Annotated in this window: 20 protein-coding genes; 7 read left to right on the forward strand and 13 right to left on the reverse strand. The window is 52.2% G+C overall.

What is annotated here, in order from left to right; translation table 11 throughout:
• Nucleotides 1-457 precede the first annotated feature (457 nt).
• From AC07OI_RS12415 to AC07OI_RS12430, 4 genes are all read right to left on the reverse strand, one after another.
• Nucleotides 458-1,699 (reverse strand): alkaline phosphatase family protein, encoded by a 1,242-nt coding sequence (locus AC07OI_RS12415; protein ID WP_495257437.1) that lies wholly within the window; start codon nucleotides 1,697-1,699, stop codon nucleotides 458-460.
• Between the two features lie 112 nt (nucleotides 1,700-1,811).
• Nucleotides 1,812-2,111 carry a putative quinol monooxygenase gene (locus AC07OI_RS12420; RefSeq protein ID WP_492701767.1) on the reverse strand — a complete coding sequence of 100 codons (300 nt, stop codon included), beginning with the start codon at nucleotides 2,109-2,111 and terminating at the stop codon, nucleotides 1,812-1,814.
• Between the two features lie 139 nt (nucleotides 2,112-2,250).
• Nucleotides 2,251-3,648, reverse strand: a complete 1,398-nt coding sequence (fumC, locus tag AC07OI_RS12425) for a class II fumarate hydratase (protein WP_495257438.1) — start codon at nucleotides 3,646-3,648, stop codon at nucleotides 2,251-2,253.
• A 326-nt stretch (nucleotides 3,649-3,974) separates the two neighbouring features.
• On the reverse strand, nucleotides 3,975-5,900 hold the full coding sequence (locus tag AC07OI_RS12430) for a COG3904 family protein (protein WP_495257439.1): 1,926 nt from the start codon (nucleotides 5,898-5,900) through the stop codon (nucleotides 3,975-3,977).
• Nucleotides 5,901-6,458: 558 nt separating this feature from the next.
• Between AC07OI_RS12430 and AC07OI_RS12435 the strand changes: the two genes are divergently transcribed.
• Entirely contained in the window at nucleotides 6,459-7,064 is a 606-nt protein-coding gene (locus AC07OI_RS12435; RefSeq protein WP_495257440.1) for an SLOG cluster 4 domain-containing protein, read from the forward strand.
• On the opposite strand, the gene AC07OI_RS12440 is transcribed toward AC07OI_RS12435, so the two are convergent.
• Complete coding sequence (locus AC07OI_RS12440; protein ID WP_495257441.1) at nucleotides 7,065-7,295, reverse strand: hypothetical protein; 231 nt, start codon at nucleotides 7,293-7,295, stop codon at nucleotides 7,065-7,067.
• Nucleotides 7,296-7,299: 4 nt separating this feature from the next.
• Between AC07OI_RS12440 and AC07OI_RS12445 the strand changes: the two genes are divergently transcribed.
• From AC07OI_RS12445 to AC07OI_RS12455, 3 genes are all read left to right on the forward strand, one after another.
• Nucleotides 7,300-7,452, forward strand: coding sequence for a hypothetical protein (locus tag AC07OI_RS12445; RefSeq protein WP_495257442.1), 153 nt, complete (start codon nucleotides 7,300-7,302; stop codon nucleotides 7,450-7,452).
• 171 nt (nucleotides 7,453-7,623) lie between these two features.
• Complete coding sequence (locus AC07OI_RS12450; RefSeq protein WP_495257443.1) at nucleotides 7,624-8,163, forward strand: histidine phosphatase family protein; 540 nt, start codon at nucleotides 7,624-7,626, stop codon at nucleotides 8,161-8,163.
• A gap of 23 nt (nucleotides 8,164-8,186) precedes the next feature.
• Complete coding sequence (locus AC07OI_RS12455; RefSeq protein WP_495257444.1) at nucleotides 8,187-9,269, forward strand: calcium:cation antiporter; 1,083 nt, start codon at nucleotides 8,187-8,189, stop codon at nucleotides 9,267-9,269.
• Nucleotides 9,270-9,455: 186 nt separating this feature from the next.
• On the opposite strand, the gene AC07OI_RS12460 is transcribed toward AC07OI_RS12455, so the two are convergent.
• Nucleotides 9,456-10,022 (reverse strand): NIF family HAD-type phosphatase, encoded by a 567-nt coding sequence (locus tag AC07OI_RS12460; protein WP_495257445.1) that lies wholly within the window; start codon nucleotides 10,020-10,022, stop codon nucleotides 9,456-9,458.
• Nucleotides 10,023-10,290: 268 nt separating this feature from the next.
• On the opposite strand from AC07OI_RS12460, the gene AC07OI_RS12465 reads away from it, so the two are divergent.
• The gene (locus tag AC07OI_RS12465; RefSeq protein ID WP_495257446.1) at nucleotides 10,291-14,082 is read left to right on the forward strand and encodes a TonB-dependent receptor; all 3,792 of its coding nucleotides are present in this window, start codon (nucleotides 10,291-10,293) and stop codon (nucleotides 14,080-14,082) included.
• A gap of 559 nt (nucleotides 14,083-14,641) precedes the next feature.
• On the opposite strand, the gene AC07OI_RS12470 is transcribed toward AC07OI_RS12465, so the two are convergent.
• Nucleotides 14,642-15,172 carry an REP-associated tyrosine transposase gene (locus AC07OI_RS12470; protein WP_495257447.1) on the reverse strand — a complete coding sequence of 177 codons (531 nt, stop codon included), beginning with the start codon at nucleotides 15,170-15,172 and terminating at the stop codon, nucleotides 14,642-14,644.
• Between the two features lie 192 nt (nucleotides 15,173-15,364).
• A complete protein-coding gene (locus AC07OI_RS12475) occupies nucleotides 15,365-15,778 on the reverse strand; it encodes a hypothetical protein (protein WP_495257448.1) in 414 nt (137 codons plus the stop codon).
• Between the two features lie 154 nt (nucleotides 15,779-15,932).
• On the opposite strand from AC07OI_RS12475, the gene AC07OI_RS12480 reads away from it, so the two are divergent.
• The gene (locus AC07OI_RS12480) at nucleotides 15,933-16,757 is read left to right on the forward strand and encodes a M50 family metallopeptidase (RefSeq protein WP_492701743.1); all 825 of its coding nucleotides are present in this window, start codon (nucleotides 15,933-15,935) and stop codon (nucleotides 16,755-16,757) included.
• A 9-nt stretch (nucleotides 16,758-16,766) separates the two neighbouring features.
• Here AC07OI_RS12480 and AC07OI_RS12485 read toward each other — a convergent pair whose 3' ends face one another.
• The 4 genes from AC07OI_RS12485 to AC07OI_RS12500 form a co-directional block, all read right to left on the reverse strand.
• Complete coding sequence (locus AC07OI_RS12485) at nucleotides 16,767-17,534, reverse strand: substrate-binding periplasmic protein (protein WP_495257449.1); 768 nt, start codon at nucleotides 17,532-17,534, stop codon at nucleotides 16,767-16,769.
• Nucleotides 17,535-17,729: 195 nt separating this feature from the next.
• Nucleotides 17,730-19,589 carry a redoxin domain-containing protein gene (locus AC07OI_RS12490; protein ID WP_492701739.1) on the reverse strand — a complete coding sequence of 620 codons (1,860 nt, stop codon included), beginning with the start codon at nucleotides 19,587-19,589 and terminating at the stop codon, nucleotides 17,730-17,732.
• 53 nt (nucleotides 19,590-19,642) lie between these two features.
• Nucleotides 19,643-23,134 (reverse strand): bifunctional diguanylate cyclase/phosphodiesterase, encoded by a 3,492-nt coding sequence (locus tag AC07OI_RS12495; RefSeq protein ID WP_495257450.1) that lies wholly within the window; start codon nucleotides 23,132-23,134, stop codon nucleotides 19,643-19,645.
• Between the two features lie 332 nt (nucleotides 23,135-23,466).
• Nucleotides 23,467-24,132 carry a hypothetical protein gene (locus tag AC07OI_RS12500; protein ID WP_495257451.1) on the reverse strand — a complete coding sequence of 222 codons (666 nt, stop codon included), beginning with the start codon at nucleotides 24,130-24,132 and terminating at the stop codon, nucleotides 23,467-23,469.
• A gap of 407 nt (nucleotides 24,133-24,539) precedes the next feature.
• On the opposite strand from AC07OI_RS12500, the gene AC07OI_RS12505 reads away from it, so the two are divergent.
• Nucleotides 24,540-25,859: a PQQ-dependent sugar dehydrogenase gene (locus tag AC07OI_RS12505; protein WP_492701733.1), complete on the forward strand. Its 1,320-nt coding sequence runs from the start codon at nucleotides 24,540-24,542 to the stop codon at nucleotides 25,857-25,859.
• Nucleotides 25,860-25,881: 22 nt separating this feature from the next.
• Here AC07OI_RS12505 and AC07OI_RS12510 read toward each other — a convergent pair whose 3' ends face one another.
• Nucleotides 25,882-26,730, reverse strand: a complete 849-nt coding sequence (locus AC07OI_RS12510; protein ID WP_492702517.1) for a YihY/virulence factor BrkB family protein — start codon at nucleotides 26,728-26,730, stop codon at nucleotides 25,882-25,884.
• Nucleotides 26,731-26,783 lie beyond the last annotated feature (53 nt).

Genomic DNA, 26,783 nt, shown 5'->3' on the forward strand with positions numbered 1-26,783 from the left:
GGCTTACCTTGCTGACCACGCCTGAACAAAGCCAGCCTGCAAATACCATGTTGTTCAATTGAAAGTTTCCCTCTGTTTGCGGCGGCGACAGAAGTCAAATAAATTAATAATTTGAATTTACTATATGATAATAGTTGATGGAAAAGTGTTTTGTCAAATTTGCATTAATGAGACATTTGGCAAGATTTATTTGAATTGACTGATGAACTGACAGGTGCTGCCAGCGCTTGTCAGTGCGAGAAGCGAAATACTCTGGCGGACATTTGCTGCCGGTGATGGCGCAACCAGTGACAGATAGTGACAGATGCTGTTTTGCCCTGTTTTATACGGATAATAGAGAGGCGAGGGGCACTGTAATGCGCCCTCGATGGGGAAAAGATAAACGGGCTGACATGGATTGTATATGCCAGATTGCCCGGTATCGACTGATCAGGTAACCGGGCATTTGGCTTGAAGCTTATTCAGCCAGCGCCGCCTTGGTTGCATCTATATTTCCATCTGATGCCAGGGCCGGTACCTTGATCAGCTTCATCAGCAGCGGATACACATTCACATTGTCAAACGGTGGCAATACGCTTGCCTTCTTGAAGGCCGGGCCATTGGCGATGAACAGGGCCTGCATTTCCCTGGATAAATTATCGTAACCGTGCGAACCCTTGTTTGCCTTGGCGGCGACCTTGGCATCCGGCACCACCAGCCAGCCTACATTAGCGGAGCAGACGAAGCGTTGTACGCGGGCGTTTTGCCCGAAATGAAAACGCTCCGGTATGTTTTCTTTTTTCCAGCATTGCATGTGTTCATGGGTTTTCAGCAGTGCTTTGGATACTACCTCCTCTTGCCCGGCCTTGGGATTGATACCTGCGTAGCTGCCATAGTTGATGACTTCATAGCTGGCCGGGTCGGCAATCTGGTCGAGCAATATAGTCCGCTCAGGGCTGGTGGCGGCCATGCCATGGTCAGAGACGATAACGACATTGGCCTTGATATTACGTGCGCGCAAACCATCCATCAGGCGGGCAATGGCAGCATCCACACCTGCAGCAGCATCGGTGACTTCTTTGGTATCAGGCCCAAAATCATGGCCTGCATGGTCTACCTGGTCGAAATACACAGTCAAAAAACCAGGGCGCTCTGCGGCAGGTTTATCCAGCCAGCCCAGCATGGTGTCTACCCGCGCTGCGGGCGGCAGCTTGTCATCAAAGGTCCGGTATTCAGTGGGGCGCACACCGTGTATGGCTGCTTCTGAGCCGGGCCAGAACATGATGGCGGTTTTTACTTTATTTTTTTCTGCGGTGACCCAGACTGGTTCAGCCTGATCCCACCAGCGCCTGTCGAGCACGGCTTCTTTATTGCTGAGCTTGAAGCGCACACCAGGGATATTGCTGTCTTCCATGGTGTTGCCGACGATGCCGTGATGATCAGGGCGCAAACCTGTCACCAGCGTGTAATGATTGGGGAAGGTGATCGATGGAAAGGACGGGCGCATGGCCTCAGTACGTACACCTTCTGCAGCCAGTGCGTTCAAGGCAGGGGTCACACCGCGTGTCAGGTATTCAGGCTTGAAACCATCTATCGATACCAGGATGACGGGGCGATAATTATCAGTGCTGCCAGTTTGCAAATGCGTGGACGAGCAACCGGCGATTGCCAGGCTCAGCAAGCCACAGCGCAGGGCTTTTGTGTAAGACGGTTTCATCATGGGGGACTTTTGGTGTGAGCAATATTAAATGGCCGGAATTAAGTGGCAGGGCGGGATGCATCGCGCCTGGTGCGCCTGGTGCATCAGTGCGCACCTTACTCCAACTGCTTTACTACGCGATGACAGGCCCTAAAAACAGCACAGTCGCTGGCCCTGCGCGAAAATTCGGGCTGTTGGCATCGGCTTCTATCATATAAGGCATGGCGTCATGCGCATCCAGCGCTGCTTTGGATGTCCAGGTTTCAATGAGGACGAATTTATCTTCATCGCCAGCGACAGGATGCATCTCATATTGCAGGCAACCTGCTTCAGCACGCACCAGCGGTGCCAGCCTGGTGAAGGCGGCGATCTGTTCAGCAGCTCGGCCAGGTTTGGTTTGTATCAGGATGACGAGTTTGAGTTGTTCGGACATGCGGTTTCCGTTCTATGTTTTTTGTGTTGGGGGAGGTAGGGCGCGCCGTGTGCACCAGCACACATAGATCAATGCGGTGCGCGCGGTGCACCCTACAAAAGCAGGCATGGGATTTTGAGTCCCGTGCGCTCGTAAAAAATTACACCATATCCTCAGGCCTGACCCAGCCATCAAATTCTTCCGCAGTCACGTAACCCAGGGCCAGCGCTGCTTCACGCAGGGTCGTGCCATTGCCATGCGCATGCTTGGCAATGGCAGCGGCGCGGTCATAACCTATGTAAGGGTTGAGCGCGGTTACCAGCATCAGCGAATTGTCGAGCAATTCCTTGATACGCGGGCGGTTGGCCTGCATGCCACGGGCGCAATGTTCTTCCAGGCTGGCCATGCCGTCAGCCAGCAGGCGGCAGCTTTGCAGGAAGTTGTGGACGATCAGAGGCTTGAAGACATTCAATTCAAAATTGCCGGATGCACCACCTATGCTGAGTGCCACATCATTACCCATGACCTGGCAACATAGCATGGTCACCGCTTCACACTGGGTGGGGTTGACCTTGCCTGGCATGATGGATGAACCCGGTTCGTTTTCAGGTATCTGTAATTCACCTAGACCAGAACGTGGGCCGGATGCCAGCCAGCGTATGTCATTGGCGATCTTCATCAAGGCAGTTGCCAGGGTCTTGAGCGCGCCATGGCTGCTGACCATGGCATCATGCCCGGCCAGCGCAGCAAAGCGGTTGGGGGCAGCTTCAAAGGCGATGCCGGTATCGAGCGTCAGGCTGGCGGCTACCAGCTTGCCAAAATCTGCATGGGTGTTGAGGCCGGTGCCAACTGCAGTGCCGCCGATGGCCAGCTCTTGCAGGGCGGGCTGAGTGTGGCGTATGGCGCGTTCTGCATAATCGAGTTGTGCGACCCAGCCGGATATTTCCTGGCCCAGTGTCAGCGGTGTGGCATCCTGCAAATGGGTGCGGCCTATCTTGATGATGTCAGCAAATTCTTTGGCCTTGGCATCGAGCGTGGCACGCAATCTGGCGAGCGATGGCAGTACATGGCTAATGACCGCGATGCTGGCAGCCACATGCATGGCGGTGGGGAAGACATCATTTGATGACTGGCCCATGTTGACATGGTCATTCGGATGCACGACGCGGCTCATGCCACGTGTGCCACCCAAAAATTCAGAGGCGCGGTTGGCCAGCACTTCATTCATGTTCATATTGCTTTGCGTGCCAGAACCGGTTTGCCATACCGACAGAGGGAATTCTGTTGCATGCGTGCCTGACAGCACTTCTTCAACCGCCTGGGCAATCGCTTCTGCCACCTTGCTGTCGAGCAGGCCCAGGTCGCTATTGACCTGCGCACTGCTGCGCTTGACGCGTGCCAGTGCCAGCATCAGTTCTGGCGGCATGGTTTCTGTAGAGATGGCAAAGTGATGCAGCGAACGCTGCGTTTGCGCGCCCCATAAGGCGTCTGCGGGGACGGTGATCTCGCCAAAGGTATCGCGTTCTGTTCTTTGCGCGACGGTAGTATCGGTTTTCATTTACACCTGCTCCTGGATGAGTTCTAAGATTTGGCGATGGCTGCCGCCATTGTAGCTCTGAAGCGGGAAGTCTGCCACGATAGCCCGGTGGCGTACAGGGCTGGCAGAGGAGGAGTACACACGTTTCACTGTGTAGGGTGCGTTATAACGCACCGTTTGGGCGCGCAATATTGTGAGGTATCAATGTCCAAACGTTATTGGGTTCATGTAATCAACATGAATGAGTTCCAAGAATCATCAATGACGCGTGATACCTCATCCTTGTTGATTACGGGGACGGTGCGATATAACGCACCCTACAGGATACTGCTACAGTTTAGATTTCCTCACTTCGCCTGCATCAAGGCACTCAAAATGATATGCCTGTCAGCATCTTGCATGCGCAGGATATTTCTGTACAGACCAATGACCCCTTCGCATTGCAAGATGGGCTGGTTTGCATAGGCCTCCAGATTGGCGGTGACTTGCCGTTGCAGCGGGCTCATCAGGTCTTGCAGTTTTTTTGCGCTCCTGGCAAATTCTTTTGATGCCATGGTGTAGCTGCGGCTGCGTGGCTCACTTGCCATTATTTTTCCCAGCAAGGCACTATCGCGCTTGATCAGATTATCTGGCATGGTGCGTTGTGTACTCAGCGTGCCCTTGATTAATTGGGCGCAGGCCTGCGGGCCGAGTTGTCTGGCGGCTTCCAGCTGTTCAGAGAGTAATTGCGCATACTCGTCCAGTAAGTCATCTGGCGCGCTTTTGAGGGCTAGCAAATAGACATCTTTGGATGCCAGTTTGACGGCATCCTGTATCGTTTGCGAATCTTTACCTGCAAGTTTCATGTTCCAGATCAGGTCAGTGATTTGATCAATTTTGCCAGGTGCACGCCGTTCGTAATTGCGCCAGACTGTACTGCTACTCAAGTCTTTAAAGACTTCCTCACGTGACTGCATGTCAAACGATTCATTGGCCTCACCGCCCAGCGAGACGCGGGTAATTACTCTCGCCTTGACCATGTCTTCTCGGCTGGGATACCACATACCCTCCGCCTTGGTGTTGATGGCGATCTGGATGAAATCTTCCGGTAAATTTGCGGCACGATAATGCTTCGCCATATTGTCGGTGGCAATTGCCAGCTCCGCCCCACCGATACCAGGAAAGCTGGGTTGATGAAAACCTATATGCGCATTGGGTGTGGCAGCGCGATCCTTGCCTGCCAGAAAAACATAAGTGCAAGCACTGCTGCATTCACCTTCGACATAGGTATTGAGTTGGCGTGATTTGAGCAGTCTGGCTATTTGCTGGGCTTCGCGCAAGCGTCCGCCGGGTGAGTTCAATGAGATGGTTTTGACTCGTGGATTTCTTTCAAGGGCTTCAACAAAATTTGCCATGCTGCCTTCACCTATGGTGCCCCGCAAATTCAATACATCGCCTTTGGCCCCGCCACTGATCCCGACACGCTTCATATTGTCATGACCCGTCGCCAGCATGGCAAACTCTTTCATTTGCGGTACATAGGATGACGACGCTTTCAGCAACACTCCCAGGATGTTGGACAATGCCAGCAATATCGTCAAACCGGCGACCAATCCAGAACCGCCACGCGCAGTATGTTTGCTGGCCGAACGTAAGATGCCTGTAATGGCCCACAGCCATATCAGGGCGGCAAGCGCAAAGATCATTATGCTCATACCAGCCAGCATGCGCAAACTGACGTCGCTTGCTTCAATCAATTTGGCCAATCCCGAGACCAGCAGTACTGCCAGCAGATTACCTATACCTACTCCATTGAGCCAAAATGATTTGCCCAGGGATAGCTGGCCGCGCCAGTGTGCCATGAAGTAATTACGTGAATCTAATTGGCCGGGCTCTGCAGCCAGAACAGCCCCGGAAGATACATGATCTCGTGCCAGCTTTTTATTCAGCGCATTGAGGCTCAGCAAGCCTGGCAAGCCTGCCAGCAAGATTGTCATCAAAATGTCGGGCATATGGGTGACATTGGCATTCAATGTGAGACAAACCGGAACAATGATGGAGAACATCAACGTGAATGTCGTATAACCTCTGGCAATACGCAGCAAGCGCAGTGAGGCATCATTACTCAGCGCGCACCATGGAACCAGATACACCGACAGCAGCATCAACAAGCCAGGCCAGGCTGGAAAAAATGTGACCAGCTTGTGAGAGGATATACCCACGACCTGCAACAGCGCGACCAGCCCCAGCATTATTATCAACAAGAGATTGGTAAGGCGCGTGAGTTTGATCATTAGAACTCATTTCATAAATAGGTTGAGATGCGTTTGCCTCATAACGTGGGCCGGCCAATGGTAAAACTATGGACGAGGCAGTCAATAGCTTTGCCTATTGATAACGAGTCCAACGCAGTCCAGCACACGTTATGAGGAAAATCCTCCGGGAACTGACGATTTGGCCGCATTGCAGTGCGTAGTGCGTCACCCCTCCCTCGCTAAGGCAGAAGCCTTAGCAAAGGTCACGCCTTGCACTGCATCCCAAATCGTCTTGTTTGCACTCATCCTATTTATGAAATGAGTTCTAGTGATACTGGCCTTGCTAAGGCTGCACAGACAGGAGAAAGCAAGAGCATCGCATATCTTACAAGTAGATGGCAAGATTCTGTTTGCTCGATTTACCTGCATCTATGCAGGAAAGACAGATGATCTGATGACGGATTCTTGTTTATTTTTGGTGAGTCTGATACTTTCCGGCTTCGCCTGATTCTTTAAACGCTCGTCTATATGCCAGAAAAGTGTTGAGCCAAAAGCCAAAGTTATCTGTTGAGAGAACTCAAATAAGAAAGTATTTTCATGCAAAGTGAAACAGACCAAACGCTACAAAACTTGCTTAGCAAGCTGCCACAAGGCATGCGTGTCGCTGTCATCGGTAGTACCTCGTTCTGGCATACAGACAGTGAGCAGACTTGTCAGATGTTGGGGCAGGCGCTGGCTGCCTTGCCAGAGATAGTGCTGCTTACGGGCGGCGTCAGTGGCATAGGAGAAGCCTGTGGCCGTAGCTTTCACCTGCATCGCCAGCAATTGCAGTTGCCAGCGCAAGTGTTCCACGTTCTGCCGCAAGGTATGGCTGCATGGGATTATGGTCAGACTTTGTATGCCGGTAAAGATATGCAAGAGCGCCGCGCCGTGCTGGCGCGCATGGCATCTGTGTATATTGTCATCGAAGGTGGACCAGCCACCGCAGATGAAGTGCAGATCGCGTTGGCGAACGGCGCTACCGTCATTCCCGTGGCACGTTCAGGCGGCTGTGCTCGCGAAGCATACGCTCAAATTAGCAAGCCAGCGTTCGTGAGTGCAGACTTGTGGGCTGTGCTGGGAAATGATGCAGCAAGCGTAGCGCAAACTGTGGTGGCGGTGATGGGGATAATAGCTGTCTTTCAGAAAATGCCAGTTGACTGATCAAAAAGAAAACACCAGAGCCCAAGGCGGGATATTCCTGGCTATACAGCCATAGCCTACGGTGCCTGTGAGTGTTGCTATGCCTGAACTGGTGGGAAGCAGATGCACGCCAGTTTTTCCAGATTCATAAACGAAATCAACAGGACTGATTGCCAGCAGTATGCCTGCAAGTAAAAAAATTGTGGCAGTTAATTTGAACTTGCTGGTGCGCCAGATTACGATAGGTAACACGATCATGGCTACACACATCCAGGAAAACAGGGAATGTCTGCTGGAAAAAGATACCAGCGCTAAAAAAGCCAGCATGATACAGGGAATGGTAACTAGCACTTTCATTATTTTGACCCATGCAGGGCGCATAGCCGTTCGCAAGTTCAGCACGATATGATGCCTAAGACACTCGTCAATACGGCAATGCTACCAAGTAATGTCATGAAGATGCTCCTGCAAAACAGATATGCAAGCATAACATGATGACGTAGTAAAATCCTCATGCATGCATGCATGCATGCACTGAATCATGTACCGACCGTGAGCCTTTTTTATCCATGAAACTTATATGCAAAAATTCCTGATTATCATTTCTGCCTGCTGCACGATGCTATTCCCCATGATGGCCCAGGCTGAGCCTGAACTCATCATCCTGGTGCGCCATGCAGAAAAATCGACTGACAATCCGGCTGATCCAAGCTTGTCAGAAGCAGGGCAGGCAAGGGCGCAGGCATTGGCGCTGGCATTGCAGAATGCGGGGGTCAGCAGTATCTACACCACGCAATTCAAACGCACGCGCGAAACGGCGCAGCCACTGGCGCAGGCCAAAGGCATCACACCACAGGTCCTATCTGCCAAGCGTGGCGCTGAACATGTCAAGGAGGTGGCTGATGCCGTGCGTGCCAGTAGCGGCACTGTGCTGGTGGTAGGGCATGGCAATACTGTTCCTGCTATTGCGACTGCCTTGGGTGCGCCAGCCATGAAAGAATTTTGCGAAAGCAGCTTCAGTCATATGCTGATCTTGCGCCCGGCAGGACAGAATATGCGTGTAGTGCAAACACGTTATGGCGAAGCAGATACGGTCAAACCTGGGTTAGACTGCCAGTAAATCATTCATTGACGGGAACGAGCATGACCATATCCAACACCTTGCCACGCTGGTCCATCATCATCCCCTTCGCCGCCTGGATTATCCTGGGTGGTGGCATCCTGATCAGCAACTCCCTCTACGCTATCTTGCTGACTATTGCCTTGTTTGGTGGTGTACTCACTGCCGTCTATCATGCCGAAGTCGTGGCGCATAAAATTGGTGAACCCTTTGGCACACTCTTGCTGGCGCTGGCGGTGACTCTGATAGAAGTCGCGCTGATCGTCTCGCTGATGCTGGCGGGGGGCGAGGTGACGGCTGGCCTGGCGCGCGATACCGTATTTGCCGCCATCATGATTATTTTAAATGGCATCATAGGCCTGTGCCTGCTGGCTGGTGCCAGCCTGCACAAGGAGCAAAGCTTCAGCCTGCGCGGAGCCAGTACTTCGCTGGCGACACTGGCGGCGCTGGCAATACTGACCCTGGTCTTACCCAACTTCACCTCGACTGCGCAGGGGCCGGTGTACAGCGCCAGTCAACTCGCTTTTATTGCTATCGTCTCCCTGGTTTTATATGGCACCTTTGTATTGGTGCAAACCGTGCGTCACCGTGATTATTTTTTGCCGGCAGTGTCCACTGGTGATGAAGAAGCACACGCAGAGCCGCCCAGCAATGGCGTGGCCTGGGCCAGTACCGGCCTGCTCATGCTGTGCCTTGGTGCGGTAGTGTTGTTGGCCAAATCCCTGGCACCGACACTGGAAAGCACAGTTGCTGCCGCTGGGGCACCGCAAGCTCTGGTCGGTATTATTATCGCCATGGTGGTCTTGTTGCCGGAAGGTGTCGCCGCCTTTCGTGCTGCCCGTGCCAACCGTCTGCAAACCAGTATCAACCTGGCGCTGGGTTCTGCCCTTGCCAGCATAGGCTTGACCATACCGGTAGTAGCGGTGATCTCGCTGACGACGGGTTGGTCATTGAATTTGGGCCTTGATGCAAAATCGATGGTGCTGCTGTTGTTGTCGCTGATGATTACTTCACTGTCTTTGGGAACGGGACGAACCACCATCATGCAGGGCACCATCCATTGCGTGATCTTTGCGGTGTATTTGTTTACGACGATAGTGCCCTAAACTTTTCTTGCGATTTACCATGATAATGGTAAATGGATAGCCGTCGTCGCAGACGTAACTGGAGGCGCATAGTAATGCGCCGCATGTGTGCGTGGTGCACGGCGCGGGTGTTTTCCCAAGGATTGCGATGATCTCATGCGGCGGATTACAATCCGCCCTACATCACTGCGATGATGATTGCCTTTGCTATCCTGAGATGGTATTCCCATCACCTTCCACAAACCGTGTTCGCCAGCCGCGTTTTTCTATGGCGCGGATATTCTCCGCCTGCTTCAATTCCTTCAGATAAGCCATGGCAAGCTTTAGTTCTCTATCGCTGACATCACCTTCAAACATATTCATGCGCATCAGGTTGCCATAGTTGCGGCGCAGCTTCTTGGGTGTGTCGTCCAGCATGATGACTTGCTCAAGCATGTAGCCACGTCGCCTGACTTTATTCAAGTCCTTGACCCATTCAAAATCCTGGTATTCAGGATCAAACACACGCGTGCAGCGTTGCCTTGCCCAGACAAACTTCAAGGGCGGGTCTTCACCAAACAGATGCTTGACGATGACGGCAGCATAGCTTTCTGATGCCGATGTCCAGACGGCACAATCAAAATGTTCAAGACAGAATGCAATAAATTCGCGTACATGCGGACGCAGGTAGACGTGATACGAAAAGAAGCAAAAATCAGCTTCATGTGCGAGTTGTTTTTTTGTCGCGAAGATGAGGGTTTCATCCAGATCCAATATCAGTAATTTCTTGTGCATGGCTTAGGTCAGAGTCGACAGATCAGGCTGCCTGTATCCCTATTATGCACTATGAAAGCAGCGCATTCATTTTTCACAATGGAACAAGTTCCGGCAAATCCTGCCTGCGCAAGCTATATGAAAACAACATACGTTTAGCGAGAAAATCTATATAAATCAAATTTGCAAATCAAATAATATCAATACAAGCATTCAGCATTGGGTGCAATAAAAGTGACCTGCACAGCAAGGTCACCTATAAAACTAATAAAAACAATCAGGAGACAGCATGAACCAACGATGCCTAAATAATAGGGGGCAGGACTTGTCGCGTGAGTTGGGCGAGACAGGTATTGCAGCACATGAAGGCTTGAAACTCAAACGCCTGAGTTATGCCATTGCACTGGCTTTGACATCCATGATGGCGCATGATTTCGCCTTGGCGCAAGATACCAAGCCAGCCAGCAACCATGTTACTAAGCCCGCAGAATCAACTGCTGTCGATAAACCTGCAACAAAAACGAGTGGCAAGGACGAAGACCTTTCCACCATCGTGGTGGTCGGTACGCGGGCCTCACAACAATCTGCCATTGACAGAAAAAAACATGCAGCTACCGCCAAGGATTCCATCGTGGCTGAAGATGTCGGTGCCTTTCCCGACAGGAATATAGGTGAAGCGATTTCCCGCATATCCGGCATTTCACTCGACCGTGGCGACTTTGGCGAAGGTGTCAGTGTCACCGTGCGCGGTAATGGGCCGGACCTGACCAGGGTAGAGATAGACGGGCAGTCAGTGCAATCTGCCGGTGGTTCTGACATGAATGGCGGTGGCTTTGGGCGTGCGGTAGAATTTCGCCAACTGTCGTCCGACCTGATCAAGAGCGTCGATGTGGTCAAGGGCTCGACGGCTGACATGACTGAGGGCGCGCTGGGCGGTGGCATCATCATCACTACCCGCACCGGCCTGGATTTTGCCAAACCTTATATTTCCCTGCGCCTGGCAGGAACGCAAAATTCCATCAACAAGGAATGGACGCCAGACATGAATCTGGTGCTGGCGAATAAATTTCTGGATAACCGCCTGGGTGTCTTGTTGAATGTCTCTGCGGGCAAGGTCACCAATGATGGCCATTCTTTCCAGCCTACCACCTCAGGTCTGGCGGGTTATGCGCGCTCACTGGATTTTGACAATTCGCCTAACAAGACCTTTACCTTTAACCCCAGCACCGTATCCACCAGTGACCCCACGGCAACTGCGCCCATCGTCGCATCGCCATTGACAGCCGGTGGTGTCTTTAATTCAGAAACACCGCTGAGCCTGGTCAGCAAGTCTGCCGCTGCCAAAACCAAGGCGGATTGTTATGCAGCTTTCCCGGCACTGACCAGCGTACAGTCCGCTGCCGTGAATGGCACGACAGCCAGAAACGCCGCTATTTCACAGCGTACTTCCGAGCTGGAAACCTGTCTCAATCAATGGAATGATTACACACCTTCACTGGTGCGTTTCATAGAAAAGCGCCAGAAAGAAGACCGCAAATCCTTTGACCTGCGTTTTGACTTCAAGGTCAATGATGATCTCACCGTGTATGTGAAAGGCAGTGGCAACTCACGCAAGGTGCAAGACAATTTCCTGACCTATGGCCTGGGTGGTGTGCGTATCAATTCCACTGACGTGATCTCACCTGCTTTTCGCGGTACCAGCTTTGTTGACTCAGCCACTGGCGTGCGTACTGCCGTGCCAGGCTCTGGCTACTATGTGTACGACAATATCAGTAGCCGTACCGGGCTAGATCCTGCCATGGGGGCAACAGCTAACGTAGTACCCGGTTCCGTGGTGATGGATGCGAATCATCACGTGACCAAGTTCACCATCACGGATGGCTCGGCAAGTACCGACCAGATCCAGAACACGATGGAAACCAAATCGACTTACCTGCAAGGTGGTGGCACCTACAAAAAAGACCGTTTCAAGGCAGAGTTTTTTATTGCCGATGGCAGGTCCGATTTTTCTCGTGCCGACAAGCGCACCAGCTGGTCTACTCCATACGGCGAGGCTACCCTGAGCGTGTTGCCAAATGGTTTGTGGACTTATGCTTTCCCTGCCAATTCCACGTTTGACCAGGCTAATCCTGCGCAGTATTCCGCTGTCAATCTTGCGACCAGTGCCCGTGCAGCGGTTGCTGCGACAATCAATAACCCGGCAACGCCCGCCTATACCATTGCCCAGCAACCCATGCTGACGCAGGCCCCGCAAATTTCGTATTCACCCAAGCTGATTGAAACTGGCGAGAAAACAGCCAAGCTCGACCTGAGCTATAACCTGACTGACAAATTGCCCTGGCTGACCCTGGTGAAGACAGGTTTCAATCTGCGTGATGCCAATGCTGCACAGTGGGGCGGCGGCGGTGCGACGATTAAATCTGCAGTCGGTACTTTTGGTGCCGCCGGTTATATCCCGCCGGTCGTGATGCCGACCAATAATCTGCGTGGCAGTTTTGTTGGTTGTGAAAATACACCAGGCTCACTGGGCGCCGGTGGCGCGCCATGTAATTACGGTTACGTAGCAAACACCAATTTGTCGAATACCCTGTATGGCACCACGACACTGACACAGGCGCAGTTCCAGAATGTGCTCGCACAATCCATGATGCCAGCGTCGTCTCAATTCATGGCAGGCTTGCCTGATCGTCCGGCCAGCCTGATCAATGGCTGGAGCCAGATAGATGTGGCCAAGGCATTCGACCTGTTGGGTGTGCCTAACATGAATTTCAATTGCATGAAGTCATGTGTAGGCAGCGATGGCAAAGTGTATGCCCAGCCCGTCAGTCTGAATAGCGAGAAAACCAAGGCTGGTTATTTCATGGTCGAGTTTGACAAGGATGAGCTGCCCTTCGGCATGGAACTGACGGGCAATATCGGTGTGCGCTATGTCAATACCGAAATTCATGCGACCGGGCAGATGTTCTTTACATCGATCACCAAGACTACCGCCTTCGATCCTCTCAATCCTAATGCTGCAGCCGGTGTACAAAGCAGCACCCTGATGAAGAATACTTCACTCGACAGCAATACCACAGACATTTTGCCAATTTCCAATGTCGGTTTGTGGGTGATACCAGAAAAATTCATCTTGCGCTACAGCCACGCCAAGACCGTCGCCAGGCCGCCTATCTCACGCCTGCTGCCATCCGGCACCTGTACTTATGATGAACGCAGGGCAGGTCTGGTCGATACCGATGGCAGTGGTGCCGATATGGGTTGTAGCGGCACCATGGGTAATCCTAATCTGAAGGCGCAATCGAATATCAACCAGAACCTGAGCGCAGAATGGTATCCCAACAAAGATACCATGTTCAGCATAGGCACTTTCAGGCAGACCGGCAAGGTGGGGCCAGCCATTGCAGTTGGCAAATCCAATGTCGCGCTGTTTGCTGGCTCCAATGATGTTGACCCTGTCACCGGCAAGAAATTGTCTGACTTTGAGTTTGGTTATTCAACCTGGGAAAATGGTCCTGCTACTACGCGCAAAGGTATAGAAATTGGCGGCAAGATGGCCTTCACCTTCTTGCCCTGGTACTTCAAATATACCGGTATTGACTTCAATTATTCAAAATTGAAATCCTCCGACTCTGTGACGGTACGTGACCTGCTCACTGGTGATTCGCTGCCACCGACTTTGGAATCCAGCTATACAACCAATGCCTCGATCTGGTATGACGATGGCGCCTTAAGTGCACGGATTGCCTATCAGGCGCGCGCCAGTTACTTCACCTGCATTGCAGGTTGCGGCAATAATATCGCTACGACTTACACTTACCCGAATGATGCTGGTGGTTTTTACCGCGTGCCTTATAACCCCGGCTCACCCAACTTCAGGGATGCCACGGCTTATATCGACGCCAAGATCGCCTATCGCTTCAAGAATGGTTTGGAGATTTTTGCCGAAGCCCGCAATCTGGGTCTGGCAACGACCAGCAGCAGCCAGGGGCAATATGCCGCGTTTGCCAATGGCATACCCAGCCTGAATGATTATGCCTATGCCGGACGCAGAATCATGGTGGGACTCAATATGAGGAACTGATCTCGTACCGTTTTATGGGCAATCCCTGTCTGGCCGAGGACGGCGCAGGAAATTGGTCAACTGGTTTTGCCCATTTTTTAACGCTGATAAAAATCCTCCTTGTTACGGCTTGTAATATGCAAGCCGTGTTTTATTTGTGGGATAGTCTGAAGTGCCGTGATGATGGAAAATGGATAGTCGTAAGGCGCATTGCAATGCGCCGCATGTGTACGTGGTGCCCCGTACAAGTATTTTCCCCGGGATGTGACGATCTCATACGGCGGATTACAATCCGCCCTACATTACGGCGATGATTAAGGCGTCTCGGTAGTCTGACATGGAGAAATTGGCAGATTTTTAACTTCACCGCGATGGTCGTAAAAGGATAATCGTAGCCGTAACGGGAGGTGCATTGTAATGCGCCGCATGCGTGCGTAGTGCACGACGCTGGCATCTTCCCTGGGATGTGACGATCTCATACGGCGGATTACAATCCGCCCTACATTGCGGCGATGATTAAGGCGTCTCGATAGTTTGACATGGAGAAAATTAGTAGATTTTGAACCTTATCGTGACGGCATTAATCTTCATAACCCAAAAATACCTCTTCCCCTCCTGCCCAATTAGCTGGATATATGCCTTGTTCTACCAGTTGATGAAAAGTCGAATACGGCCAATCTGACACTTTCCTGACCAAGCCATGTTTTTGTGGATTGATGTGTACATAATCCATATGAGCTGCAAAATCTGCTTCATCACGTATCAGATGTTCCCAGTAGCGCCTTTGCCAGATGCCGCGTTCTTTGCGACTTGTTCGGATATCTGACAACCATTCGGTTTTTGGCAGGGATTTGGAAAAGTAACTTTTAATCAGACGCCAGCGCAATGCGAAATCAATATCCTCTTCCGGCAATTCAATAACGCAATGTAGATGATCCGGTAAAACTACCCAGGCATGGATGTGAAACGGATATTGCAGGCGGACGACACGCACAGCTTCACGCAATTCTGAAATATGACGAACAAGCAAATCATTGCCGGAGCGTTGCAGCAAATTGACAGTAAAAAAATAAGTACCGCCTGGATGCCAGGCGCGTCGGTAATTAGGCATGGCAATAATTTAGCAGATTTCAAACTTCACCGCGATGGTGGTAAAAGGATAATCGTAGCCGTAACGGGAGGTGCATTGTAATGCGCCGCATGCGTGCGTAGTGCACGGCGCTGGCATCTTCCCTGGGATGTGACGATCTCATACGGCGGATTACAATCCGCCCTACATTACGGCGATGTTTGAAAAAAAGGGCTATGCCTGCGTGCGTGGCGGCACATCAATCTCATCATTTGCAAAATACGAAGCGGCAGTCCCAAGTGCCAGCGGGTTGATCTCATGGGCTGATGGATTGTGGTACTCAAGCTTGAGTTTATAGGTCTTGGCAGCATCGACGGTGAGAACAGCGAGGACGGGTCTGTGTGTAGTCTCTGCCTGCATTTCATCAAACAGGGATTGCATCAGCGGTGCCAGCAAATCTGTGTATTCAGGCGGCACTGGCAAGGCATAGATGGTCCTGCCCCACCGGATCACGAACTCGAAGCTGGGCTGGGTTTTATCCTGCGCCAAAAAACGGCAATACGACTGATCCCAGGCTTGCGGGGATTCGGAAGTGAGTTTTAAAAGAACTTTTGCCATCAGCAGGGTAAGTTCGTTTTTCTTGGACATGCAAATTTCCGGTAAGGAGGTATGACGCAATTTTACTATGTTCAGCAGTTTTTTCTATTGCCTTGCAGAATGCATTGCCTGAGCAGAGGGGATGCGCAGGAAACATATACATCTTGGGTTACACTATTGCCAATATTTTTCATCAGGAATGCCCATGGCAGCCCAGCAGACGCCGTTTTATCCGGGATATAGTGCCAATAACCGTGGCCTGGGACACAGGCGCATGTTGCTGTCGCTGATGGCGGTGTTTTTCTTGTTATGGATAGTCTTGCCCTTGCTATTGCCTGCCCAGGCTTACCTGCTGTACTGGCTGACAGCGCCACTGCGTTATCTGGGTGTGTTTGTGCATGAGATGGGGCATGGCCTGGCCAGCCTGATCAGTGGTGGCTCGTTTTACTGGTTCCAGATGGATGCCAACGGTGGCGCGGCCATCACCAGTGGTGGCTGGCAAAGCCTGGTCTTGCTGGGTGGTTTGCTGGGACCAGCAGTGTTTGGCAGTATCTTGCTGATGATCTCGACCAGGGCAGAAAAATTGCTGTTTGCCTACCTGGTCCTGCTGCTGTTCTTTGTCTGTGGCGCCTATTACATGCTTAAGCCTGTCTTCATGAACAGTGGTATTTATCCCTTGCTGGCGCAATGGCATGCAGCGCATTTGCTGGGCCTGGCCTTGCCGGTGACGCTGATACTGGCTAGCATATTCGTGATGCGGGCATCGGATGCCTGGCAGCGACTGGTATTGCAGTGCCTGGGCATCGTCATGTGTTATTCGGCATTTAGTGACACCAGTTATATCTTCCAGTATGAAGCTTTGCGTAATGGCATGTACTCAGATGCAAGGGAATTTGCAGCGTTGTTTTCACCATTCAGCGTGCAAGGCTTGCCATGGCTGGTATTCGTATTCTTTGCTGCCTTGATCGCTGTACTGAATTTTGCCTTGCTGGGTCTGGGTGTACTGCGCGCTTTGCGTCAGCCACGCTGACAGCAGCGCTTAGCGAAATTTTTTCTCTATGCTGGCATTGGTGCCATCGTTTTCCATATTCTTCAAGATCATGTTCAGACGCTCTATGCGCTCTTTGGCGACGCCGTGGTTGCAAGCCAGATAAAGTTCCTTGGTTTGCAGGGGCAGGATGGGGATGATCTTGTCTTTCAAGCCCAGGTCTTTGATAAAGGCATGGCCGACCAGTTCGCCGGTGATCCAGAAATCAAAGCGCTTTGCCAGTAATTTTTTTGGATTGTCGCGGTCGGCATTTGCCAGTTCTGACTGATAGCCTTTGGCCAGCAGATATTCAGACACCGCACCTTGACGGTAAGCACCCAGCAGATAAGGGCGCAGATCATCCATGCTGATGGGGCGGCGGGTATCGTCGGCGCGGGCAAAGACGGTCCAGGTGTTTTTCACCAATGGCCCCACCCACTGGAACATGGCTTCCCGCTCAGGTGTTCGGGTAACAACATAAATGCAAGTATTGGCGTGTTGGCGGGCAGCCTGGAAAGAGCGTACCCAGGGGTAGAAATGGATGCTGTAATTTTCTTCAGCGCGGGCCATGAGTTCTATGACTTTTTCCGTCGCCAGCCCTTTTGCTGTTTTGCCATCGGTATCTGGATAATTAAAAGGCGGGAAGTCTTCAGAATTCAGGATCAGGGCTGGTGTTGTCGCGGTTGCATGGCTTGGCACAGGGCTGCTCGTCTGGGCAAATGCAGCCCCGCATGTGAATAGTGCCAACATAAAGCAGGCATATGCGCCAGGGCTTTTCATTGTCTGCCTCCTTGCCTGGAGTTTGCCCACAGGCTGATCTGGCTACAGTCTGCTGCTGCAGCTTATGTATTCATAATAGCGATTTATTGACGCTACCGGCAAGTTTTACAGGCAGATTTGCAACATGGGACAAGGCAAGTTGCGGGCGGGTTTCAGGCAAGTTTGACCGCAGCGCATGCTAGCCTGCGGCCTGGCTCAATCCGGTATCCAGTCAAAATATCCTATCATCATTTCTTCAAAAGTCTGTTCGCCAAAACGCACGGCCAGTTTGGGATTGGGGTTGGCAGGGTTGGCGCTGGAATTGTCATACCAGGCAGTGGCAGCAATGCGCATGCCAGGTGTCACGGCGACAGGTTCCTGCAATTGATAACTGCTTTGCCAACTGAAATCATACTTGGGGATGTTCAGCAATAAAGTACGCTTGCCCATGGTATCAACCAGTTCCATTTTCCAGGCCTTGCCGCGCAAATGGGCATGTGGCATCAGCGCTGTCAGTTGGCCGGGGCGACGGAACAGGTAGCTGGCTTCGATCTGGTGATTCGCCGCACCTGGTGGTATTTCAAACTTGGCATTGAAGGCGGATTCGCTTTTGACTTCCTTCAACTTGCCACTGGTGTTGGTGGCATCTTCAGCAAACTGGAAGGCGATTTTAGCCTGATCGGTTTGCTCGCTGCCGTTGGGTTGGTAATGAATCTGGAATTTCAGCCAGGCCCCCTTGGGGATTTTTTTTGCTGCACCCTCAGGGAAGGTGGTTAATGGCGTACCTGGCACCAGCGCTGCGAAGAAACCATCGATGCCACCAGCTTGCCGCTTTGCCCCCGGTTCTTCCAGGAAGACCAGGATATGGTGTACCACCTTGGGCGCAGTCGGGCGTATTTCCATCGCCGTGACCCATTTGTCGGTGTCAAAATTGGTTTTCAAATAGCTGTATTGATATTCAATGACACCCTGGGCTGGCACTTTATGTGGTTCTGCCACCTGCAAGACGGCATCCGGTTTGAGCATTTCCCAGCCAGGTGCATAGGTGCGCGGGACAGGTGCCTCGGCAGCATTGCCAGCAGGGGTACCAGTTTTTATCCAGGCTGACAAATCAGCCAGTTCCTGATCAGACAGGCTCCTGTCATTGGCCCAGTGGCCGACGCTGCGGTCTGCCCCCCAGGGAGGCATCAGCCGGTTTTCTGTCATGTGGGCGATGATGGTTTTGCGCGCAGCGACTTGCTCAAAGTTTTGCAGCGGCATAGGCGCAACGCCGCCATCGCGGTGGCACATTTCGCATTTCTGCGCGAGCAGGCGGCTGATGCGGTTGTGGTAGGTGACAGGGCGTTTTTGCGCTACTTCACCTGCATGATCGGGCAGCAGGCAACCTGTGGCGGTAGTCTGCGCTGTGCTGATGTCCTTGCCCGCCAGGTATTCTTTCAATGCCTTGTGCAACCAGGGTTTGCTGACAGCATCCTTGTGCACGCCGATCGCATACTGGTCATCAATGGCACCACGATACAGCAGCGTGCCACGATGGTCGGCAACAAAGACTTCAGAGGTCGAAGCAGCCCGCAGTGCATTGCTGAGGCTGCGGTCGGTGTCCAGCACTACGCGGCCCTGCAACTGACTGCCGGATGCACTCTGTCTGGCAGCCGCAGCGGTATGCGGGCTGACATCGATATACACGAAATTAAAACCTTGCGCAGTATATTCTTTTTCGAAATCAGCCAGGCGCGGTGCATAGCGCTGCGACACCGGGCACTCTGCATCACGCATGACGATAATGGCACCACGCTTGCCAGCCAGTTGCGCCAGACTGCCTGCGCGGCCATCGACATCCTTGAATTTGACATCGACCAGGCGCTCACCTACATGATGGCCAAAGCTGTATACAACAGCAGTGTTTGACTGGGTGCTTGTCTGGGTATTTGCAACTACAGCCGCATTGCTGACAGCAGCATAAGAAAACATGTGAAAAAACAGGACTGAGAACGACAGTTTTAATCCAGGCTTCATCTTGTAAGTGACGCTTTCAATGAGTGTGTGCGGCGTGTAGTGTGTAGCGTGCAGTGGCACGGCGGTCAGCTAATTTACTGCAGTTCTCAAATTTTGTCAGCAAGGCAAGAAGCTCATTTGATAGTACTGTCAGACGGTGCCAGATGTGCCGCAATAAAGTCCGCGATAGGCACGGGTTTGCCAAAGTGATAGCCCTGGTAGGCAAAGCACCCCTGGCTGGCCAGGTAATCTCTTTGTTCGGCACTTTCCACGCCTTCAGCAATGACGGACAAGCCCATGCTCTGGCTGAGAGCGACAATGGTTCTGGCAATGGCAGCATCGTTAGGGTCGGTCAACACATCGCGCACAAAGGACTGGTCTATCTTCAACTGGTCCAGTGGCAGGCGCTTCAGGTAAGTCAGGGACGAATAGCCGGTACCAAAATCGTCAAGAGAAAAACACAAGCCAGCGGCCTTCAGTTTTTCCATCTTGATGATGGTGTCTTCTACATCATCAACCAGCAGGCTTTCTGTCAATTCCAGTTTCAGCAATTGTGGATTAGCCCCGGTTTCCTGCAGGATGCCCAGTATCTGTTCGACGATGTCCAACTGCCTGAACTGGCGGGCGCTGACGTTGACAGCGATGGTCAACTGCGCACTGACAGCATCATCAGCCCAGCTCAGCAATTGCTGGCAGGCGGTACGCAAGACCCATTGCCCAAGTGGGAGGATCAGGCCGGTAGCCTCTGCCAGCGGGATGAATTCAGCCGGTGAGATCATGCCGCGTTGCGGATGCTGCCAGCGTACCAGTGCTTCGGCACCCAGCAATTCACCATCGCGGCCAACCTGCGGTTGGTAAAACAGGCGCAATTGCTGTTCACGCAAGGCGTCGCGCAATTCTTTTTCCATTTGCGCGCGTGAGCTGACTACAGCTTGCATGGCCGGGTCAAAAAAGCGCAGGGTATTGCGGCCAGCAGTCTTGGCTGCATACATGGCCAGGTCGGCCTGCTTCATGAGCTCTTCATGACCATTGTCATGCTCAGCGATCAGGGTCGCACCTATGCTGGGCGTGCTATGGCATTCATAGCCTTCCAGATCGTAAGGCTGGTTTAGTGCGGCAAGGATTTTCTTGCCTACCATTTCTATCTGGCTGGCTGCTTCATGCAAGGATTCACTGAGGTTTTCCAGCAAGAGCACAAACTCATCACCACCTATGCGTGCCACGGTATCCCCTTCACGTACGCAATGCGTCAGGCGTTCTGATACTTGCTGCAACAGCAGGTCACCGGTGTAATGGCCCTGAGTATCGTTGAGGGTCTTGAAATTGTCGAGGTCGATATACATCAGCGCACCCTTGCGGCCACTGCGGGCGCATGCCAGCAGGGCTTGTTGCAGACGGTCAGTCAGCAGGCGGCGGTTGGGCAGATGGGTCAGTGGATCAAAAAAAGCCAGGGTCTTGATTTCATCTTCGGCCGCCTTGCGCATGGAGATGTCAACCAGGGTGCCGACATAATGCAGCAGCTCATTGTTGCGGCCATATACGGCGGTGATGGCCAGCCACTGCGGGCTGATATGACCATCCTTGTGGCGGTTCCAGATTTCACCCTGCCATGAACCACTCATGCCCAGGTGCACATCCATATCGGCAAAAAATTCCTGGTCATGACGGCCAGAATTGAGGATCTTGGGGCTTTGTCCTATCGCATCTTCGCGGCTGTAGCCGGTGATTTCGGTAAAGGCGCGGTTAACTTGCTGGATGATCTTGTTTGCATTGGTGACGAACATGCCTTCATGCGACTCAAACACGGTGGCCGCCAGATGCAGGCTTTGCTCGGCCTGTTTGCGCGTTGTGATATCGCGTACAAAAGCCGGAAACAATTCCTGGCCGGGCAGGTAACGTACCGAGACTTCAACATCAATGATACGTCCATCCTTGCACTTGTGCCTGGCTTCAAACTGCTGGGCACCTGCCTGGCGCACGCTATTGAGCCTCTCTTCTACCAGCTTGCCATGGTATTCATCCATTACATCGACATCATCGATATTCAGGGTCAGCATTTCTTCGCGGCTATAACCCATCATGCTGCAGGCAGTTTCATTGACGGCGCGCAGATTGCCGTACTTATCCAGCAGCCAGAAGGCATCCATGGCCGTTTGCAGGATCAGTTCATCCAGATCGGTCATGCGCTTGCGTTCAGTAATATCCACTGCCAGCCCGCCAAGCTGGCGCTTGCCATCCGAGCCAGTGAATACAAACTTGTTGACCAGCCACCAGTTCACGCTTTCGTCAGGACTATCCGATGGCCAGATAGCTTCGTCCTGCTCACCGCTTGCCAGCAGGGCCAGGTCACTGGAGCGATAGCTGTCGGCAATCTCTGCGGGTAAAATATCATGATCGGTTTTACCTATGACCTGGTCAGTCTGGAAAGAAAAACGCCGCAAGAAATTATCGCTGACAAACTGGTAGCGGCCATCTTCATCCTTGATCCAGGCAACGATGGCGCTATTGTCGAGAAAGGCGCGGAACAATTCATCATTATGCTGCTGTGCTGCCAGCATGCGGTTGAATTCATTGGCTACCGCCTGCAACTCGCCCGGCCCTTCCAGTCTGGCCCTGGCACCCAGGTCCCCTTTCTGTACTGCACGGGCAACGCTTTCCAGCGCTGTCATGGGCCTGGTGATACGCAATCCGAATGCGCGCGCTACCACCCACAACATGATGATCATCAGCAAGGCCAGAATGATGGCTTCAGCCGCACGTTTCCTAGCCTGGGCAAAGATGGTGTCCGCCGGGACACCGACAAAGGCCACCATGCCATATTCAGGCATGGGCAGGACCGAAAAGAAGCGGGTCACGCCATCTACTGCCAGGCTTTCAAATTCACCTTTTCTGGTTGCCACGATGCGCCTGGCAGCATTGGCATTGGGACGCGTACCTATGACATGGTCAGGATCAAGATTGCGCCAGACCATGATGCCATCATCGCGAAAATAACCAAAACGGCTGGAGTCAGGCAAAAACTCAGAGGGAATGCCAGGATCATAGAAATTCACATCCAGCGACAAAACCACCACGGCGATGATAGCGTTCTCCCTGTCGCGTACAGGCAGGCTCATGATCGTGCTCCAGGGGGCGGAGGCCTGTATGCGGCGTGGTGGCGAGATTGTCAAACGCCCGGTCTTCACGGTCTCTGCAATCTCGCTGATGTTGATCATATCCTTGACCGCTGTCGCAGAACCATTGCGGGCACTGCACAGGATATTGCCTTGCAAGTCAGTAATCGCCAGGCGTGCATAGGCAGGATCAAGGCTGGCCAGGTTGGTCATTTTTTCAGGACAATCCTGTAACTGCAATTGCCTCACCAGCGGCAGGTTGGCAACCCCGGCCATGATTTTGTGTGCCTGATCCAGTTTGCCATGGGTGTTCTTGATCATGACGCTGGTCATGGTCTTGAGTGTGGTCTTGGTGTAGTTGGTGGATTGCTGGAAGTCGTAATAAATACCAAATGCCACAGCTGCCACCAGTGGCAATGATACGGCCAGTACCAGTATCAGCAAATAACTGCGTATAGACCTCGCAGGCGCGGTTGGCGCTGATGTCGATAAGTCTTCACGCGTTTCTGTCATCTTGCTTTCCCACAGTGCAGGGTCTGAATGAAAAACCGTTTGAGATCAATAATCTAACATGTTATTAGCATGTTATTAGCAGGATATTCTTTTCAAAAGGTGACTTGCAGCAAGATTTAACTTTATGGAATGTTGTTGGTATCTAATTAATTTTAATCGCCATTACCTGATTTGACCAGTGCTTGAGTACGGCTGCAAACCCGATGCATCAAATCCTGCGTTCACAGGATCTGTATCACTGACAAGCAAGATGGCAATTAAGATAGTGGGAAGACCATTATTGGCGCATGGCCTCTGCGCCGCTTGTTCACAGATGGCGCAAATCAATTTGCTTAAGCAAGCCGATGCTGCGTTGGTGTTGCGTCATTGGTGCCGGTCTGTGGTTCGCGCAAGACCAGCAGAGTATCTTCTGCTGCAGGAGGGTATTTGTCGGTGAACAGTTTTTTCACCAGATGGGCGACGCGGTTTTTTTGAAAGTCTTCAAACACAGTCAAAATCCGCTGCACGGTTGGCACCTGGAAGCGCAATTCTGCTTCCACCATGGGTGAAATCCAGTCAGTACGCCAGACCATGTCACTGCCATCATTGAGTGGCAGGTGGGCAATTACTCCTGCACCATCAGCATTGCTGACCAGCGGGCAGGCCAGTGCAGGTCTGAAGTCGGCAGCATAGTGTTTTCTGAGCGTGCCAAGGCCAAAATCGATGAGATATTTGTCTTCTACCAGACAAACCGCATGGCCTTCTTTTTGTCCTTGATGGGCAAAGCCTTGATAGCCTATATAGAAAACCCCGTTACCTTGCCTGATCTCAGCGTAACAGCCCTGTACCCTGGCCGTATAGCCCTTGGCTGTCAGTATCTGCGCCAGCATGGCCGACATGGCAAAACAGGAGCTGCCAAAGTGATGGAAAAATCCGAGTATGTCAAAATCATCCGCAATCCGGCTCAAATCTCTGGCCAGGTCCGCGTCTTTTACTACTTGTAGAAATGCTGTGTTCATTTGCTAAAGATGGCTACGACAGCGCCATGCAGGCACGCCACCATCCGTAAAACTATTAACCAACAGCAATAATATCAAGTTTACATTGTTTAACAATATTATTTTAGTGACAAATCATGGCCATTTGTAAGTAAATATTTCGGAATTGAAATGTTAGTGCGATTTGCCGGTAAATCTTGATGATTCCTGCATCATTTCCCGACTGGATCAGCATCCATGGCTATTTTTGCATGGCCAGGTATTTTGCCCAAATCGTACGATGCACCTGGTTTTATCTCTGCCATTGCATGGCAACTTAACTTTCCTCGTGTCATCAGTGTGGGTTGACGAACAGACGTGTTGTCACGCCAGGTGTTTTCATATTGTTCATTCGAGAGCTGTTTTTTGGCATGGCTCGGGAGAAATAGATGACACTCAATAAACATATTTTCCGTGCCTGCATGCTTTTTAGCTTGCAAGCATGCATGGTGGCCCCCGCACATTCTGACACGCCGGGTTTTGGCAGTCAGCCGGTTTTACCTGAACCAGATAAAAAGCTGCTGCCGACCGTGAATATCGCCAAAGCCATAGGCTGGGCAGAGGGAGAAAAGCCCGTCGCTGCTGACGGTTTGGCCGTTTCTGCCTATGCGCAAGGTCTGGATCATCCGCGCATGTTGCATGTATTGCCAAATGGCGATGTGCTGGTGGCAGAAAGCAATGCGCCTGCGGTGCACGACACTGTCAGTGGCGTCAAGCGCGTCAAGAAATGGGTAGAGTCCATGGTCAAGGGATCTGCCGGTGCCCAGGTCAAAAGTGCTGACCGCATCACGCTTTTGCGTGGCATGGATAGCCAGGGCAAGGCAACCACGCGCACCGTCTTCCTGCAAGGCTTGCATTCACCTTTTGGCATGGCACTGGTAGGTGATTATCTGTATGTCGCCAATACCGATGCCATCATGCGTTACCCCTACCAGCGCGGACAAACCCAGATCACCGCGCCCGGTACCAAACTGGCAGACCTGCCCGCCGGCACAATCAATCATCACTGGACCAAGGATCTGGTCGCCAGCCCTGATGGTTTGCGTCTGTATGTCTCTGTCGGCTCTAACAGCAATGTCGGTGAAAATGGCATGGATAAAGAAGCAGGGCGTGCCGCCATCCATGAGATAGATATCGCCACTGGCCGCATGCGCGTATTTGCCAGTGGCTTGCGCAACGCCAATGGCCTGGCCTGGCAGCCACAAAGTGGTGCCTTATGGGCAGCGGTCAATGAAAGGGATGAACTGGGCAATGATCTGGTGCCTGACTACATGACTTCAGTAGTGGACGGCGCATTTTATGGCTGGCCCTACAGCTATTTCGGCCAGCATGTGGATGTGCGCGTCAAGCCGCAGAGACCTGATCTGGTGGCCAAAGCCATTACCCCCGATTATGCACTCGGTGCGCACACGGCATCGCTGGGACTGACATTTTACAACGCAAAACTACTGCCCGAACGTTATGCTGGCGGCGCATTGATTGGTCAGCATGGTTCATGGAATCGCCAGCCGCACAGCGGCTATAAAGTCATCTTTGTACCATTTTCGAATGGCAAGCCCAGTGGTGCACCGCAAGATGTATTGACAGGATTTTTGACTGCAGATGGTAAAGCCAGGGGGCGTCCCGTTGGTGTTGCAGTAGATACTGCTGGCGCGGTATTGGTGGCAGATGACGTTGGTAATATCATCTGGCGGGTTACTGCAAAATAGCTGGCCTTTGAGTCCTGAGTGATCAAGGCGGCATTCTGCTTTCATTTTGCAGGCTGCCCAGACTGTACGCATATTGACGGGTAAATTCTGCCCCCAGCAAAAAAATCTGGGCTGAGTAATACACCCACAATAAAATGGCGATCATTGATCCTGCGGCACCAAAACTGCTGGCCACGCCGCTATTGCCGATATACAGGCCAATCGCGTATTTACCCGCATGGAACAGGCCTGCCGTACCCAGCGCACCAACCCAGACATCATTCCACGACAGGCGCACTTTTGGCAGCATCTTGAAGATGACGGCAAACAGGCAGGCAATCACAGCAAAGCCGACCATGGCAGACAAAGGCAGGAATACCAGGGAGATGGCGAGTTGGCTGCCGCTCCAGTAATGTTCCAGCGCCGCCAGCACGGCATTGATCACCAGTGACACGAGCATTAAAAATGCCAGCACCAGGATCAGGCCAAAGGATAAAAGACGGGTACGCAGCAAATGCCAGATACTGCTATCGGCCTGATGCGGCACTTGCCAGATTTCATCCAGGCTTTCTTTGAGTTCGGCAAAGACGCTGGTGGCACCAATGAGTAACAGCACACTGGCAATCATGGTAGCCAGGCGGCCTTCTTCTTCATTACGCGCGCCCGCCAGCATGGCTTGTATGGCTTCTGCACTGGTGTGCCCGACCAGACTTTGCAATTGATGAAATAACTGTCCCTGTGCGGCTTGTTTGCCATAAAAAAAACCGGCAATTGCCAGCACCAGCACCAGGATCGGTGCCATGGAAAACAGCGTGTAGAAAGCCAGCGCCGCGCCCTTGCTGGCAGCACGGTGGCGTAGCCATTCACTCAGGGTGCGCTGCAAAATGTGGATAATTTCCGGCAGCAGCAAAGGTAAGGCGATGCCATGTTTTAGCAGCGCCCCGA

Source organism: Undibacterium sp. GW821-FHT07F11 (assembly GCF_059418665.1).